At 65.7% G+C, this 16,102-nt stretch carries 13 protein-coding genes and 1 tRNA gene; 4 read left to right on the top strand and 10 right to left on the bottom strand.

The features are described from left to right. Positions 1-29: 29 nt before the first annotated feature. Genes BSQ44_RS20600 through BSQ44_RS20640 form a run of 9 tightly spaced genes read right to left on the bottom strand, consistent with a single transcriptional unit; the run spans position 30 to position 10,686 of the window. Positions 30-1,079, bottom strand: coding sequence for a branched-chain amino acid ABC transporter permease (locus BSQ44_RS20600; protein WP_072606968.1), 1,050 nt, complete (start codon positions 1,077-1,079; stop codon positions 30-32). Beyond that, a complete protein-coding gene (locus BSQ44_RS20605) occupies positions 1,079-1,963 on the bottom strand; it encodes a branched-chain amino acid ABC transporter permease (RefSeq protein ID WP_072606969.1) in 885 nt (294 codons plus the stop codon). Before BSQ44_RS20605 ends, BSQ44_RS20600 begins: the two co-directional genes overlap by 1 nt. Further along, positions 1,963-2,688, bottom strand: coding sequence for an ABC transporter ATP-binding protein (locus BSQ44_RS20610; protein WP_072606970.1), 726 nt, complete (start codon positions 2,686-2,688; stop codon positions 1,963-1,965). Before BSQ44_RS20610 ends, BSQ44_RS20605 begins: the two co-directional genes overlap by 1 nt. Beyond that, a complete protein-coding gene (locus BSQ44_RS20615) occupies positions 2,675-3,394 on the bottom strand; it encodes an ABC transporter ATP-binding protein (protein ID WP_072608191.1) in 720 nt (239 codons plus the stop codon). The genes BSQ44_RS20610 and BSQ44_RS20615 overlap by 14 nt, the downstream gene beginning before the upstream one ends. Positions 3,395-3,431: 37 nt before the next feature. After that, a complete protein-coding gene (locus tag BSQ44_RS20620) occupies positions 3,432-4,607 on the bottom strand; it encodes an ABC transporter substrate-binding protein (RefSeq protein WP_157894653.1) in 1,176 nt (391 codons plus the stop codon). A gap of 35 nt (positions 4,608-4,642) precedes the next feature. After that, positions 4,643-6,388: a hydantoinase B/oxoprolinase family protein gene (locus BSQ44_RS20625; RefSeq protein WP_210187889.1), complete on the bottom strand. Its 1,746-nt coding sequence runs from the start codon at positions 6,386-6,388 to the stop codon at positions 4,643-4,645. A 10-nt stretch (positions 6,389-6,398) separates the two neighbouring features. Continuing rightward, positions 6,399-8,468 carry a hydantoinase/oxoprolinase family protein gene (locus BSQ44_RS20630; RefSeq protein WP_072606972.1) on the bottom strand — a complete coding sequence of 690 codons (2,070 nt, stop codon included), beginning with the start codon at positions 8,466-8,468 and terminating at the stop codon, positions 6,399-6,401. A gap of 24 nt (positions 8,469-8,492) precedes the next feature. Further along, entirely contained in the window at positions 8,493-9,800 is a 1,308-nt protein-coding gene (locus tag BSQ44_RS20635; protein WP_072608193.1) for an aspartate aminotransferase family protein, read from the bottom strand. Between the two features lie 52 nt (positions 9,801-9,852). After that, the gene (locus BSQ44_RS20640; RefSeq protein WP_083534850.1) at positions 9,853-10,686 is read right to left on the bottom strand and encodes an SDR family oxidoreductase; all 834 of its coding nucleotides are present in this window, start codon (positions 10,684-10,686) and stop codon (positions 9,853-9,855) included. 154 nt (positions 10,687-10,840) lie between these two features. Here BSQ44_RS20640 and BSQ44_RS20645 point away from each other — a divergent pair, with 154 nt between their 5' ends. Beyond that, the gene (locus BSQ44_RS20645) at positions 10,841-11,545 is read left to right on the top strand and encodes a GntR family transcriptional regulator (RefSeq protein ID WP_072606974.1); all 705 of its coding nucleotides are present in this window, start codon (positions 10,841-10,843) and stop codon (positions 11,543-11,545) included. Between the two features lie 188 nt (positions 11,546-11,733). Here BSQ44_RS20645 and BSQ44_RS20650 read toward each other — a convergent pair. Continuing rightward, a tRNA-Thr gene (locus BSQ44_RS20650) sits at positions 11,734-11,809 on the bottom strand. Positions 11,810-12,176: 367 nt separating this feature from the next. Here BSQ44_RS20650 and BSQ44_RS20655 point away from each other — a divergent pair. From BSQ44_RS20655 to BSQ44_RS20665, 3 genes are all read left to right on the top strand, one after another. Continuing rightward, positions 12,177-12,665: a (2Fe-2S)-binding protein gene (locus tag BSQ44_RS20655; RefSeq protein WP_072606975.1), complete on the top strand. Its 489-nt coding sequence runs from the start codon at positions 12,177-12,179 to the stop codon at positions 12,663-12,665. A gap of 141 nt (positions 12,666-12,806) precedes the next feature. Next, positions 12,807-15,158: a xanthine dehydrogenase family protein molybdopterin-binding subunit gene (locus tag BSQ44_RS20660; protein ID WP_072606976.1), complete on the top strand. Its 2,352-nt coding sequence runs from the start codon at positions 12,807-12,809 to the stop codon at positions 15,156-15,158. Positions 15,159-15,182: 24 nt separating this feature from the next. Next, positions 15,183-15,986: an FAD binding domain-containing protein gene (locus BSQ44_RS20665; protein ID WP_072606977.1), complete on the top strand. Its 804-nt coding sequence runs from the start codon at positions 15,183-15,185 to the stop codon at positions 15,984-15,986. The last annotated feature ends 116 nt before the right edge of the window (positions 15,987-16,102 follow it).

A 16,102-nucleotide genomic window follows, 5' to 3' on the forward strand; every position in this document is an offset into this window, starting at 1 on the left:
TCGCAGTTAAGCGCGATATCGGCGCGCCGTCAATCTGATATAGCAGTATCTGCCTGTGCTTCTCGCCGCCGTGTCCCGCGCCGCAGAAGGTTCGCAAACGTCAATTCGCGATTTCCTGTGATGCCGCTCGGTCTGAGGATGAGAACGACGAGCATGAGGATCGCCAGACCAACCTCGCGCAGCCCCGGCATGGCGGGAATCGTCAACCCGGCGATCGCGAACCCGCCGGCTAGGTTGCGAAGCACCTCACCCACGAAGGCGATCGCGATCGCGCCGACCACCGCCCCTGAAAGGCTGTGCTGGCCACCGATGACGAGCATCGCCAGGGTGAGGAATGTCAGTTCGAGATAGAACTGGCTGACGGAGAGAATGCCGATCGCGTGGCCTTGCAGGACCCCGCTAGCCCCCACGAGCGCCGCCGACAGGACGAAGGCGGCAAGCCGCAGCCGGCGAACCGCGATTCCCGATGCGAGCGCGGCCACCTCGTCCTCGCGCGAAGCCCGAAGCATCAGGCCGGCCCGCGAACCGGCGAAGACGCTCGCCACCAGCAGAGAGGCGAGGACGACGGCGGTGGCGACCGGCAGATTGACCGAGAGCGGCAGGCCGATCAGCGAGGCGGTTCCCTTGGTCAGGCCGGTCGCGTGGGACATGGTGGTGTTGACGATGGCGAGGAACGCCAGCGTCGCGATGCTGGCGCCGATGCCCGCCAGCCGAACCACCGCGACACCGAAGATGGCGGCGACGATGGCGGCAAGCAGCATCCCTAGGGCCATGCCGCCCCAGAGCCCCAGGTCGGTCGACAGCACGAAGGCCGGCAGGTCGGGCAGGAACACCTTCTTGGTTATCACGGGGATGGTGAACCATGCCGACGTATAGGCCGCGATCCCGGCGAAGGCCGCATGCCCGAACGAAAGGATGCCGGTGTTCGAGACGAAGATGGAGAGGCCGATCACGAACGCCAGTTTGACCATCATGTCGACCGCGAAGCGCGCCGTCGCCGCGGACCCGAGATAGCCGGGAAGCGTCGCCAGCAAAATCAGCCCGGCGAGGAGAACGTATGTCTGGACCCGCGCACCCATCAGACGCGCTCCCGGGCGGAGGCTGGGCGGAACAGCCCCTGCGGCCGCAGGACAAGGACCATGATGACCGCCATGTAGACGAAGGCTTCGCGGAACGGACGCAGGTCGGCCGGCAGCAGCACCTGCAGGAAGACCGTGACCATGCCGACCGCCAGGCCTCCGAGGACCGCGCCCGGCAGGCTGCCCATGCCCCCGACGACGGTCGCAACGAAGCCGATCAGCGCCAGGTGGAGCCCGAGGCGTGGTTCGACGACCCCCGTCTGGGCGACGTAGAGCACCGCCGCCGACGAGGCCAGGATGCCGCTCAGTCCGAACGCCACCGCGATGACCCGGTTGGCGCGGATGCCCAACAGCCGCGCCATCTGGAAGTCCACTGCCGCCGCCCGCATCTCGATGCCGATCCGGGTCTTACGCAGGAAGGCACCCGTGCCCAGTAGCAGCAGGATCGTCACGGCGATCGTGACGACCTGGATCATGGGCACGCGCACGTCGCCGATCAGCAGCGGCTGCGAAAGCGAAGGCAGGATGTTTAGCCCCATCGGGCGGGCTCCGAAGATCAGCACCAGGGTGTTCTGCAGCAGGTAGCTGAGCGCGAAGCTGGTGATCAGAAGGGTCGAGGGATTGGCCCCCCGCACCGGACGGAACGCCAGCCGCTCCGAAAGCAGCGCCAGCACCAGCGCGCCACCCGCCGCGAAGAAAAGCGCGACGGGAAAGCCCAGCCCGATCGCCAGCACGAGGATGTAGACCGTCACGGTGATGAACTCGGCATGGGCGAAGTTGATCAGCCGCATGATGCCGAAAATCAGGCCGATCCCGAGCGCCGTGAGCGCATAGATCGAGCCGATGCTCAGGGCGTCGATCAGGGCCTGGACGATCCAGCTCATCAGGCATGCTCCCCGCCGGAGAGGTAGGCGTTCTCCAGCCGGGCATCCCCGAGCAGGTCGGCTGCCAGACCTTCCAGGCGTACCTCACCGCCAGAGAGCACCATGACGCGATCGGCCACGGCGCCGATCCGCATCGGATTCTGCTCGACCAGGAGGATGCTGAGACCGCTGGCGCGCAATTCCCGAAGGACGTCGTACACGCGGTCGACCAGAAGAGGTGCAAGACCGAGTGACGGCTCGTCGAGGATCAGGAGACGGGGGCGCGAGAGCAACGCCCGCGCGATTGCAAGCTGCTGCTGCTCGCCGCCGGAGAGCCGGGTTGCCATGCCGTTGCGGCGCTCGGCGAGAATCGGGAACATGGCGTGGATTTCGGCCAGCGCCCTGTTTCGTGCAGCACGGTCGCCGAGCCGCCGCGACATTCCCATGAGCAGATTCTCGTGGACGGTCAGTCCGTCGAAGATGCGCCGTCCCTCCGGCACGAGGGCAATGCCCATCAGCGCGACGTCCTCGGTGCGCAGCCCGCCGATCGGCTTCCCGTCGAGCCGCAGTGTACCTGCGGCGGCCGGCAGAGCACCGGCGATGGCGAGCGTGAGCGTGGTCTTGCCGGCGCCGTTCGGCCCCACGACCGCAAGCGTCTCCCCTTCTTCGAGTGAAAGCGACACGTCCCGCAGCGCCGGGACGGGGCCGTAGCTCACCCAAAGGCGGTCCAGTTCAAGCAGTGCCATGTGGCACCCCGCCGAGATAAGCCGCCCTGACCTTCGGATCGGCGCGCACGGTAGCGGACGGCCCGGTGGCGATGACGCGGCCGACGTCGAGGACGACCAGCCGCGGACAGACGGACATGACGAGATCCATGTTGTGCTCGACCAGCAGCAGCCCGATGCCCCTGCGCTCGACGAGTTCCTTGAGCGCGACGCCCAGTTGTTCGGCCTCCTGCGGCGACATTCCCGCGGCGGGCTCGTCGAGCAGCAGAAAGCCAGGCTCCAGGGCAAGCGCGCGGGCGATCGCCAGCTTCCTCTGATCCGAATAGCTCAGCGTCGCGGCTTTCCGGTCGAAGTCGCCCGAAAGCCCGACTGCTGCGAGGAGTTCCTTCGTGGCAAACCCCGGACTCCCCATCACCGCAGCCACCGCGGCCACGTTCTCGGCTATGGTGAGTTCCCCAAACAGCCGCACGCCCTGGAACGTTCGAACCACGCCTGCCCGCGCGACCATGTGAGGGGAGAGTTTCAGCAACGCCCGGTCGCCCAGCCAGACGCCCCCGGTCGTCGGCCGCTGAAAGCCCGACATGACGTTGATGAGCGTGCTTTTGCCCGCACCGTTGGCGCCGATCAGGCCGACGATTTCGCCGGGCCTGATCTCGAGGGAGACGTCGTGGAGTGCCACGACGCCGCCGAACCGGACACCGATGTCTTCGGCACGAAGCGCGTTCACGTTCACCGCCCGGTTGTCTTTTATTACCCCCCAGGCCTCAGAAGGTGATCTCGGGGGTTTTCTCGGCATCGAACACGCCGGTCGCCGAGGCCTTGCCTCCTTCGATCTCGATGATCGTCATGGGTCGGGCGTTGCTGATGTGAAGGTCGCTGGTGAAGGAGGTCTTGCCGACCAGCAGATCCTCTTCCGAGAAGCTATCCAGCTGTGCGCGCACGGCTTCGGTTTCGAATGTGCCGGCACGTTCGACTGCCAACGCCCACGCTTCGATCACACTGTAGCCGGTGAGCGCGTGACCGGTTACCGGCGCTTCGCCGTATGCCTTTGTGAAGGCCTCGACGAACTCGTTGACGCGCGGCTCGGGGTCGTCGCCGTGGATGCTGCCGTAGGTGAGGTTGTAGAAGGTGCTCAGGTCCGGAACCGCTTCCAGCCAGTAGGTGCCGTCCATGGATTCACCGGTGATCATCGGCAGGTCGATGCCGGCGGCGCGGATCTGGCGGATGTAGGAGCCGCCGTTGATCGCTCCGCAGAACATGATCACGTCCGACTTCGCCTCGGCATCCTTCATGCGGCTGACCTGCGCGGCGATGACGGTGTCGTTTCCGGCATTGTACTCGTCATAACCGGCAACGCCTTCGCCTCCGGCGAGTTCGCGCCAGCGCTTCTCGAAGTTGGAGCACAGCGACTTGTTGTACTCGACCTGGAGGTCGTTGAGGATGTAGACGTTCCGCTTGCCCAGGGTCTTCCAGGCGAACTCCGCCAGGATGGCGCCCTGGTGGTTCGTGGCGGTCGCCATCGTGTAGGCGTTCGGGCCAATGCCCTGCACGCCGAACTTGGCGTCGGCGGCGCAGGACGAGAAGGCGATCTTGTCCTGCGACTGGGCGACGAGAGCGGCGGGTGCGCCGAAATCGAAGTCGCAGGTGACCATGACGAGTTCGGCGTTCTTGGACAGAACGTCCGTGGCCGCCGTGGCACCCTGTGCGGGATCGGACGCGGTATCGGCCGAAACCTCTACGATCTTGCGCCCGAGCAGCCCGCCCTTGGCATTGATCTCCTCGATCGCGAGCTTCGCGGCCTTGTAGGGTCCGTCGTCATAGGGCGCGACGAAGCCCGACAGCGCAATGGCGAAGCCGACCGTCACGTCCTCCTGCGCGGTCGCCGCGAATGGCGTTGCCGCGATCAGGGTCGTAAGAAAGATGCGTGTTCCCATTTTCATTTTTTGGTCCTCCTTGACCAGTTCGTTGATCTCTTTCATGCGGCCGCGCGAAGTCGCGCGGTTTCTTCAGGATCGATCGAACCGTCTTTGCCCAGCACCACGCCATAGACGGCCCGGGCCCTTTCGGCGGTGATCCGCCCAAGACCCACATCGCGGGCGACCTTCTCCGCCGGCCGCGATTTCGGGTTTCCGTAGCCCCCACCTCCGGCCGAGATGGACAGGACGAGTTGGCGGTCGGCGACGTCGACCTGGGCGCATGACGGCAAGGGTTCGCGGCTGCCGTTCTCTTCGATCAGATACTGGTTGGCCGGGCCGCCTTCCCCACCGCCACGCGTTCCCAGCGCGGCGTTGACGACGCCGTCGCTGACGTAGCCGACGGAGATGTCGCAACCGACCGGCCCGAACTCGACCGCGATAGACGGTGCCCCGACATGCTCGCCGGCGCCCTCCGTATCCGGCAGCAGCCGGCGCGACGCGACGTAGAGCGGCTGGCGCAACTCGTCGAGTTCGACAGAATCGAGGTTGCACATGCCGGCGTTGCCGACGTGGCCGATCGTGAGCCATGCGTCGGCGCTCGGGCTGCCAGCGCCGCCGGTCATGCCCAGGAACACCTGATTGATGAAGGGTTTGCCGTCGCGCGGGTGGATGCCCGAGATCACCGCGACCGAGGGCGGGATGACGGCGCCGCACTCGGCCATTCCCCTGCCCTCCGCGATCTCCGCGATGGCGCACTGAACCGGGTTCGCGACACGGTCCGCCACGTTGGTGGTGGCCACGGAGCAGGAGGTCGGATGACGGGGCACGCCGACCACGCAGTTGTCCTTGAGGCGCAGATCGATGCGGCGAAAGCTGCCGGCGTTCTTTGGCACGGTGTGATCGATGGAGTTGAAGATGCCGACCATGGCGGCGGTACGCGTGCACGCCTCCGATAGGTTGAGGCCGCAAGGCAGGCAATCCATGTTCTCGGTGAGATCGACGGAGATCCGCGCCGCTTCGGCGTCGATGCCGACATGCACCGTGACCGGTATGCCGTCCTCCGGCGTGCCCGGGAACGGATCGTGCCGGCTGAGACGCGTCGCGCGACCACTCGGCAGGGCGCGCACCGCTTCGATCATACGCTTCTCGGAATAGTCGAGCCATTCGCGGCTGAAAGCCTCGAGCGCGTCCCAGCCGACTTCGGCCGCCATCGTCCTAATTTCCTGCTCGCCGATGCGCGCAGCCCCCAGCGCCGCCAGAAAATCGCCCCACCATTGGTCCGGGACGCGGATCCGCATACGGCACATGCGCACGAAGTCTTGGTTGGTCTGATAGTTCTCCTGTACCCGCACCGACGGGAAGATCAGCGCGCCTTCCTCGTACACGTCGCGCGCCGCGCCGTGATAGGTCGTGGGGATCGAGTTGCCGATGTCGGCCTGATGGGCCTTTGCCAGCACCGTGAACCTATGACGCCCCTCGTCATCGACGATCGGTACCAGGATGGTGTGATCGGCCGCGTGGCTGCAGCCATGATAGGGCGAATTGTTGATGAAGGCGTCCCCGGCTTTGAGGTCGGGACAATATTCCTTCATGTATCTGGCCATGATGTCTGGGCCGGACAGCACGTGGATGGGCAGGCCCTCATTGGCGACCAGAAGCTCCGCGTCGGCGGTTACGATGCAGCAGGAAAAGTCGCGCGCGATGTTGAGCACACCGGAGCGTCCGGTCCTGAGCAGCGTGTTCGCCATCTTGCGGGCCACGCCTTCGAAGCGGTTGTTCAAGAGTGCGAGTGTAACGAGATCCATGGCCATCTCCTCACTGCTGGCCGACGTCGACGACGAGACTGCCGGACGGCCGCCTCTCGGCGCTCGCGCCGGGATCGACGATGACCGTGGTATAGTCGTTCTCCACGATGGCCGGACCGTCGATCCTTTCTCCTGCCTTCAATGTCTCGAAGCGATAGACGTCGGTCTCAGCCCATCCGATGCCCGCGAACCAGGCATTGCGGACCCACTTTTCCTTGATGCCGGCCGGCGAGGCGAGACGCAGGTCCTTCCTTTCAGAAAGCCGGCACGTCACGGATGCCGACCACCCGACAATCTCTATGAAGGAGCCTTCGTCGCGGAACGAGAACAACGTCTCGTGCGTGCGGTGAAAATCCTCGACGAACTCCGACAGCGCGCCAGCATCCGATACCGAACCTTCGCGAAGCGGAACCTCGATCTCCCACACCTCGGTCGCGTAGCGCGCGTCGGCCTTGAAGGTGATCGTGGTCTCCAGCGCGCCGGCCCCCGGCCCGGCGGCGAAGTCCCTCGCCTTCCGCGCCAGCGCGGACAGTGTGGCGTTGACCGCGTCGTGGTCGAAACTGTCGGTATGGGCGACCTGGGCGGCATGGTACTCAGCCTTCAGTTCCGACATCAACGCGCCCGCCGCCGAAAGGGCCGGGCCGGTTTCCGGGATGATCAGCGTCCGGCAACCGAGGCGCCGAGCGATGCGCACAGAATTGAGGCCAGCCGCGCCGCCACCGCCGATGAGCACCGCTTCGCGCGGGTCGATCCCCTGCTTGACGGTGATGTCCAGGATGGCCTGCACCATGTTCTCGGTCGCGATGGTCAGGATCGCGTCCGCCGCCTCGGCGACCGGGAGCTTGCCTGGTCCGGCGACGTCGCGCTCGACCGCCGCGCGCGCCGCTTCCGGGTCGAGCGTCATCGCGCCGCCGAGGAAGTATGCCGGATCGATGTGACCGAGAGCGACGGCCGCGTCGGTCACCGTGGCATGCGTGCCGCCGCGGCCGTACGCGGCGGGCCCGGGGACGGCGCCGGCGCTCGCCGGGCCGACCCGCAGCAGGCCGCCACTGTCGATCGAGGCTATCGATCCGCCGCCGGCACCCACGCTCTTGACGTCCACCCAGGGGAACCCGAGCATGATGCCGCGATATTGCGGTCCGATCCAAGTTTCGCGCGTGGTCGGGATGTTGCCCTTGCGCACGATCGACACGTCGTAGGTTGTGCCGCCGGTATCCGCGATGATCGCGTCCTCGGCCGCACTGTCGATGGCGGCGTAATAGCGGCCCGCGATCGGCGCCATGGATGGGCCGGAGTTCACGATATGGATCGGCGCCTCCGCCGCGTCCGCGGCATCGATGACGCCCGCCTGCGAGGTGACGATCAGGACGCGACCGCGGAAGCCCGCCTCGCGCAGCCGCCGCTCCAGGTCGCTCATGTAGCGTGCGATCATCGGCTTGAGCGACGCGTCGACCGCGGCGGACGACGCACGGCGGAATTCGCGGATGGCCGGGTTGAGCTTGTGTGACAACGTGAAGGGGACGCCCGGAAGATGCTCGGCGAGGAGTTCGCCGATCCGCAATTCATGCGCGGGGTTGACGATCGACCACAGGAGGCAGACGGCGACCGCCTCGACCGCATTTTCCTTCAGCCGTTCGATGTGCTCGAGCACAGCCTCTTCGTCCAACGTCAGGCGGACGGACCCGTCGGCCATCACCCGTTCGGGTACCTCGAAGGTCAGGCTCCGCGGTATATAGGGTTCCGGAAACTCGTGCGTGAAATTGAACGTCTCGGCGCGACCGCCCTCCCGCAGCACCAGGATGTCGCCATGTCCGGAAGTGGTGAGCAGGGCGGTGCGGGCGGTCCGTCCTGTGATTATCGCATTGATGGCATGGGTCGTACCGTGCAGCAGCGTATTGCCGCCCGCAAGAAATTCGGCGAGCGATCGGCCGTCCGCGTCGGCTGCAACGGAAAGAGCGTCGAGCATGCCGGCCACCGGATCGTGCGGGGTCGTCGCGGCCTTGTAGAGCCGGCAGAGGCCGCTGTCGTCCTCGACGACCAGGTCCGTGAACGTCCCCCCCGTATCAACCGCAAAACGCATGTCGCCCCCGTAGCCGTTGCCTCGTCAGTCTTTTCCCAGAAATGCCGCCCAGCGCGGCGCGCGCCGCGCCACCGCGGCGACCAGTGCATCGCATTCCGCGTCCCCGATCGGCAGGCTGAGCGCCAGCAATCCTCGCCGCGCGGTATAGAAACCGTCTTCCAGCAGGTCGAAGAAGATGAGGTCGCGCATCCGCTGGTCGGCTCCGGCGAGGTCCGCCGGCCGCTTCGGTTCGGTTCTCATCGGGTGGATGTTCATCAGCGAGCCGATTCCGGTGACGATTATTCCGGCACCCGCCCCGGCCAGGACCGCGTTGATCCGCCGCCGCAGCGAATCGCCGCGCGCGTTGAGGTCATGCACGGCTGCCGGAGTCAGTCGCTTGGTCAGTCCGGCGAGACCCGCCGCCATTGTTAGAACATTGTTGTTGAAGGTGCCGGCATGCGGAAGCGAGCCGGTCTTCGAGGGATCGAAGTTCGACATCACCTCGGCACGGCCGCCGAAGGCGCCGAAGGACATGCCGCCGCCGATGTACTTGCCGAGCGTGGTGAGGTCGGGCCGTATCCCGAGTTCGGACTGCAACCCGCCAGGGCTGAGCCGGGACGTCATCACCTCGTCGAACACGAGCAGCGCGCCCGCGGCCTCGGTCTCCTCACGCAGCATCTGCAAAAAGGCGGGGTCGCCTGGAATACAGCCACCGCTGCCCATCATCGGCTCGACGATGACGCAGGCGAGGTCGGAACCGGTTTCGCGTATCGCCTGACGCGTCGCCTCGATCTCGTTGAAACGGGAGAAGACATACTCGTGCGGCACGTTCACGGGTACCTCGGAGGCGGGAAACGTCAGGGTACCGCCGTGATACGCGCCCTCGAACACCATCACCTTGCCGCGCCCGGTCGCGTGCTTGGCAAGTGCCAGCGCCAACATGTTCGCCTCGGTGCCCGAATTCGTGAAGCGCAGCAGTTCCATCGACGGAAAGCGGTCCTTGATAGCCTCCGCGAAGGCCGCTTCCTGCGGCCCGTGGCTTCCGAGGTTCACGCCGTTTGCGACTGCCTTGGCGATGGCCTCCGCGATCAATGGATCGGAATGGCCATAGAGACCCGCGGTGAACTCGCCGAGGAAGTCGACATAGGTATGGCCATCCGCGTCCTCGAGGCGGCAGCCGGAGCCCGAGACCATGGTGAGGGGGAACGGGGTGTAGTAGAGCACGGTGCGCGTGTTGCCGCCCGGCATCACCTGGCTCGCCCGTTCGTGCAGGGCCTGGCTCTCGGGATTGGCGGCGCTATAGGCCTCGACCGCATCCGCGAGCACGGCTGGCAATGCGTTGTGCCCCTGCATCGTCATTGCGCCGACCCCGGACCCGCGATCTTCCACCTGGGGTGATCCATCTTCATTCTTCCCACTCGACGTTTCCGTCGACGCCGATCATCTGCCCAGATATGCGGGCGCCCGCCGGCGAGGCGAGAAACGCGATCATAGCGGCGATGTCTTCCGGTTCCACCATGGTGCGCAGCGAGACATATCGCAGAAGCTGCCGCTCGTACTCGTTCCGGTCGACCCCGAGTGCGGACGCCTTGGCATCGATAACGCGATTGATGCGGTCGCCACGAATGGCTCCGGGAAGGATGGCATTGACCCTGATGCCGTGCGGTCCCAGTTCACGCGCGAGGTTCTTCGTCAGGCTGAGCACAGCACCCTTGGTCACCACGTATGGCAGTCGCAGGGGAAGACCGACTTTGGCACTGCCGGAGGAGATGTTGAGGATGAGGCCGCTGCGTTGCGACTTCATGCCCGGTATCACGGCGCGGGCGAACAGGAAGTGACTCGTCAGGTTGACCCGGATGGACTCGTTCCAGTCCTGAAGCGTGATGTCCTCGGCATTCGCGGTCGGCCCGGCGATGCCTACATTGTTGACGAGAAGGTCGATACGCCCGCCGGCGCGGCGAACGATGTCCTCTATCGCGGCTTCATCTCCCACGTCGGCGGGAATGGTGTGGATGGCAGGATTGCGTGATGCCAGAACGTCCAGACCCTGCGCATTCACATCGCAGGCGAAGACCTGCGCCCCTGCCCCGGCCAAGGTAGCCGCGATAACCGCACCGGCACCGCCGCCGGCTGCCGTTACAATCACGATCTGGCCCTGGAGGAGCAATTCAGGCACTTGTTCAGCGCTTTCCCGTCCCGCCTCTATCTGATATAGCAAAAACAGCAGAAAAGCAGCCATGTGTCAATTTGCTATCGCAGAAAAGTCGCTATTGTCCTGTGGTGGGAGGCAGGAACGCGATGCTTCCGATCCCAGGCCGCGCTTGCGGCTGCACGGTATCGAAAACGCATAGTGGCGCTGCATAGCCGTGGTATCGAGGGTCAGTGGAGGTGCGATGTCGGAAGTGAACAGGCGGCCGGGTCCCGGTCGGCAACAGTCGCAGGCGCCCGAACTCGACGCGATCGATGCGACGCTTGCCGAAACGGTCGAGAGGCAAGTCTACCGTAGCATCCGCCAGGCCATGATGAGCGGCCGCGTCGCGCCTGGTACATCCCTTACCAGCCGCTCGCTCGCCCAGGTACTCAGAGTCAGCGCGCAACCGGTGCGCGACGCATTGAAGCGTCTCGAAGCGGACGGCGTGCTGGAGGGGCGTCCGCAGAGCGGCTTCTTACTTCGGCACGTTTCGCAACAGGAATATCGTCATATCATCGAAATCCGGCAGCGCCTGGAAGGGCTTGCCGCGCGGGTCGCGTTGGGCAGCATGGATACCGATACCCTCGGAAAGCTCGAGCGGATCAACGAACGAATGTCACGCCTCGAAACCGCAAAGGAAGCGCTTGCCGAGAACTACCGCTTCCACTTCACCATCTATCGCATGGCCGACAGGCCTGCGCTCCTGACCCTCATCGAAAATCTCTGGGTCCGCATGGGACCCGCTCTCCATCATCATCCCTACAAGATCAGCAGCGAAGAGACGATGGAGCGACACAACCAGATCATCCATGCTCTCAAGAAACGCGATGCGAACGCCGTCGAGATAGCGATAGCGGAGGACCTGGGCGCCGCTGCCAATCTCGTCGTACCGCGATTGCCGCAGTAGGTAGAGCGCGTCCCGCGATCGATGAATCGTATGGGATGTGAGGCCGGCTTTCGTGAGTGGTTCAACATCCACCTCGATCGAGGTGGATCGCGGGGAGAGCACTGAGCGGGACGTAGAGCACGACGACGGTCCTCGGATACTGGGGACCGCCGGTCATCTGCGCAATTTGATGTCGTCAAACTGGGAAGTGGTGCCGCTTGCGTGACTCGAACACGCGACCCCATCATTACGAATGATGTGCTCTACCAACTGAGCTAAAGCGGCCCGGCCCGGGGCGGTTTGCGCCTCGGGCGAAGGTGAGCGCGTGATACCGGCATCGGGCGCCGAATTCAAGCGGCAAGCCGCGACAAATCACCGTCGGCCTGCGACGCGCCGATCGACCGGGAACGGAGCCGTCGCCGGGAGCCCGCGAGGTGCCCCGCCGCAGCGGCTTGCCGGCCTCGCGATCGCAGGCCGCAACACCCAACCTACCGCCGCCGGGCGGCCCTACCGGAAAGCCGTTATGTTCCGGTGCGGCAGAAAATCCTCCCTGTGCCAATGGACTCTTCCTTCCGCTGGAGTAATCTCCCCGGCGAACCTGGGGCGCATGGGCATGCGCCACCCACCCAGAAGGCAGGTCAGGAGGAAACTGATGTCCGAAATCGAAATGGTCGTGAATGGCCGCACCGTCACCGGGAACGTCGAGGACAGGACGCTTCTCGTGCATTTCCTGCGCGAAAACCTCGGCCTGACCGGCACGCATGTGGGCTGCGACACCTCGCAGTGCGGCGCCTGCGTGGTGCATCTCGACGGCAAGGCGGTGAAGAGCTGCTCCATGCTCGCGGCCCAGGCGTCCGGCTCGACGGTCGTCACGATCGAGGGGCTGGCCGACGGCGCCGATCTCCATCCCGTCCAGGCGGCGTTCCGCGAGCATCACGGGCTGCAGTGCGGCTTCTGTACCCCGGGCATGATCATGGCGGCCACCGACATGATCGCCCGCCATCCCGAAGGCCTGGACGAGAAGACCGTGCGCTCGGAGCTCGAGGGCAACATCTGCCGCTGCACCGGCTATCACAATATCGTCAAGGCGATCCTGGCGGCGTCGGAGACCATGTCGAAGGGCGCCGCCCGCGCGGCCTGAAACCGCGACGGGGAGGAGGAGCGGCCGGGATGTTGAAGGCGCACCCCGAGGAACGGCGCAGGGTCGCGACGCGGGTCTGAACCCGCCCGACCGCCGCCGCAGGCCGCAACGGACACGAGAATTCCGGAGGAGGAGTTTCTAATGGGCATCGAAGGCATCGGCGCGAGGGTCGCGCGCAAGGAAGACAAGCGGTTCATCACCGGCGCGGGGCGCTACGTCGACGACATGGTCGTGCCTGGCATGAAGCACGCCGCGTTCGTCAGGAGCCCTCACGCGCATGCCGAGATCGAGAGCATCGACGTCGCGGCCGCTAAGAAGATGCCCGGCGTCATCGGCGTCCTCACCGGCAAGGAGATCAAGGCCGACGGCATCGGCAACCTGATCTGCGGCTGGATGATCCATTCCAAGGACGGCACGCCGATGAAGATGGGCGCCTGGTCGCCGATGGCGACCGACCGCGTGCGCTTCGTCGGCGAGGCGGTGGCCATCGTCGTGGCCGAGACCAAGGGCCAGGCGCGCGACGCGGCCGAGGCGGTCGTGGTCAACTACAAGGAACTGCCGGCCGTCATCGATGCGGTGGCGGCGCTTGAGGAAGGCGCTCCCCAGCTTCACCCCGAGGCGGAAGGCAACCTGATCTACGACTGGGAGATCGGCGACGCCGCCGCCGCCGACAAGGCGATCGCATCGGCCGCGCACGTGACGAAACTGAAGCTCGTCAACAACCGCCTCGTGCCGAACGCCATGGAGCCGCGTGCCGCGCTCGGCCACTACGACAAGGCCGAGGACCACTACACCTGCTGGACCACCTCGCAGAACCCGCACGTCGCCCGCGTGGTGATGAGCGCTTTCTACAACGTCGCGCCGGAGAACAAGCTGCGCGTCATCGCGCCCGACGTCGGCGGCGGCTTCGGTTCCAAGATCTTCATCTATCCGGAAGAGATCGTCTGCTTGTGGGCTTCCAAGAAGACCGGCGTGCCGGTCAAATGGGTCGCCGACCGCACGGAGAGCTTCCTGACCGATGCCCACGGTCGCGACCACGTCACCGAGGTACAGATGGCCTTCGATGCCGACAATCGCATGACGGGGCTGAAGGTCGACACCATCGCCAATCTCGGCGGCTACATGTCGCTGTTTTCGTCATCGGTGCCCACCTACCTCTACGCGACGCTGCTGTCGGGCCAGTACGCGATCCCGGCGATCCACTGCAACGTGCGCACCGCCTACACCAACACCGCGCCGGTCGATGCATATCGCGGCGCGGGCCGGCCGGAAGCGACGTACGTCATGGAACGCGTGGTGGAGACCGCGGCGCGCGAACTGGGCGTCAGCCCCGCCGAACTGCGCCGCAAGAACTTCATCACCGAGTTCCCCTACCAGACGCCCGTCATCATGGCCTACGACGCGGGCGACTACGCCGCCTCGCTCGATGCCGCGATGAAGGCGGCCGACTACGCCGGCTTCGAGGCGCGCCGCGCCGAGGCCAAGTCCCGCGGCAAACTGCGCGGCATCGGCATGAGTTGCTACATCGAGGCCTGCGGCATCGCGCCCAGCCAGGCGGTGGGTTCGCTCGGCGCCGGCGTGGGCCTGTGGGAATCGGCCGAGGTGCGGGTCAACATGGCCGGCACCATCGAAGTGCTGACCGGCTCTCACAGCCACGGCCAGGGCCACGAGACGACCTTCGCCCAGCTCGTCAACCAGCGCTTCGGCGTGCCGATCGAGCAGGTCTCGATCGTCCACGGAGACACCGACAAGGTGCAGATGGGCATGGGCACCTACGGCTCGCGCTCGGGCGCCGTCGGCATGTCGGCCATCGTCAAGGCGCTCGACAAGGTCGAGGCCAAGGCGAAGAAGATCGCCGCCCACCTGCTGGAAGCCGACGAGGCCGACATCGTGATCGAGAACGGCGAATTGAAGGTCGCGGGTACCGACAAGACCCTTCCGTGGTTCCAGATGGCGCTCGCCGCCTACGCCGCTCACAATCTGCCGGCGGGCATGGAGCCGGGACTGAAGGAGGGCGCCTTCTACGATCCGTCGAACTTCACCTTCCCGGCCGGCTGCTACATCTGCGAGGTCGAGGTCGATCCCGACACAGGCACGACCGAGATCGTCCAGTTCGTGGCCGCCGACGATTTCGGCAACATCATCAACCCGATGATCGTCGAGGGCCAGGTGCATGGCGGCATCGCCCAGGGCGTCGGCCAGGCGCTGCTGGAAGGATGCCGGTACGACCAGTCGGGCCAGCTGATCACCGCGAGCTACATGGACTACACCATGCCGCGCGCCGGCGACCTGCCGTCGTTCACCGTGTCGACTTCGAACACCCCCTGCCCCGGCAATCCGCTCGGGATCAAGGGCTGCGGCGAGGCTGGCGCGATCGGCTCCCCGCCGGCCGTCATCAACGCGGTCACCGATGCGATCGGCAACAATGATCTGACCATGCCCGCGACGCCGCTGACGGTCTGGGCGGCGTTGAAGGCGGCCACGCGGCACTGAGCGAAGCGATCGGAGACGAAGAAGATGTATTCCACAAATTACCATCGTGCGTCCTCGCTGGAGGATGCGGTCAAGCTCCTGGGCGAGGCCGAGGACGGCAAGGTCGTTTCCGGCGGCATGACGCTGATCCCGGCCATGAAGACGAGGCTCGCGGCACCCAGCGACCTGATCGACCTGCGCCATATCGCGGACCTGAAGGGCATCAAGGTCTCGAGCCGCGACGTCACCATCGGCGCCGGCACCACCCATGCCGAGGTCGCCGACAGCAAGGAACTGGCGGCCGTGTGCCACTCCTTCTGCCACATGGCGAGCCAGATCGGCGATCCGCACGTGAGGCATCTCGGCACGCTCGGCGGCTCGATCGCGAACAACGATCCGGCCGCCGACTATCCGGCCGCGCTCCTGGCGCTCGGCGCCACCGTGGTGACGAACACCCGCGAGATCGCGGCGGAGGAATTCTTCACCGGCCTGTTCGAGACCGCGCTGGAGGACGGCGAGATCGTCACCGCGGTCAAGTTCACCGCGCCCACCAAATGCGGCTACCAGAAGTTCCGCAATCCTGCGTCGCGCTACGCGATGACCGGCGTCTTCGTCGCCCAGGGCGACGGTGGCGTTAAGGTGGGCGTCACCGGAGCGGGCGACGACGGCGTCTTCCGCTCCTCCGAGATCGAGGCGGCACTCTCGTCGAACTTCGACGCCTCGGCCTTGGATGGACTTACCGTCCCCTCGGGCAACCTGATGTCGGACATCCACGCCTCGGCCGAATACCGGGCAAACCTGATCGTCGTCATGGCCAAGCGCGCCGTGAAAATGGCCAACGGCGCCTAGGCGCAGGCAAGAATCACTTCGAAGTCGAGAAGGCCCCCATGCGGGGCCTTTATCGTTTTCCCCACCCGCGCCGTATGAATTCAGGGCAAATCGTTAGATTTGCAACTATCGTCTTC

It is taken from the genome of Aquibium oceanicum, from assembly GCF_001889605.1.
Taxonomy (GTDB): Bacteria; Pseudomonadota; Alphaproteobacteria; order Rhizobiales; family Rhizobiaceae; genus Aquibium; species Aquibium oceanicum.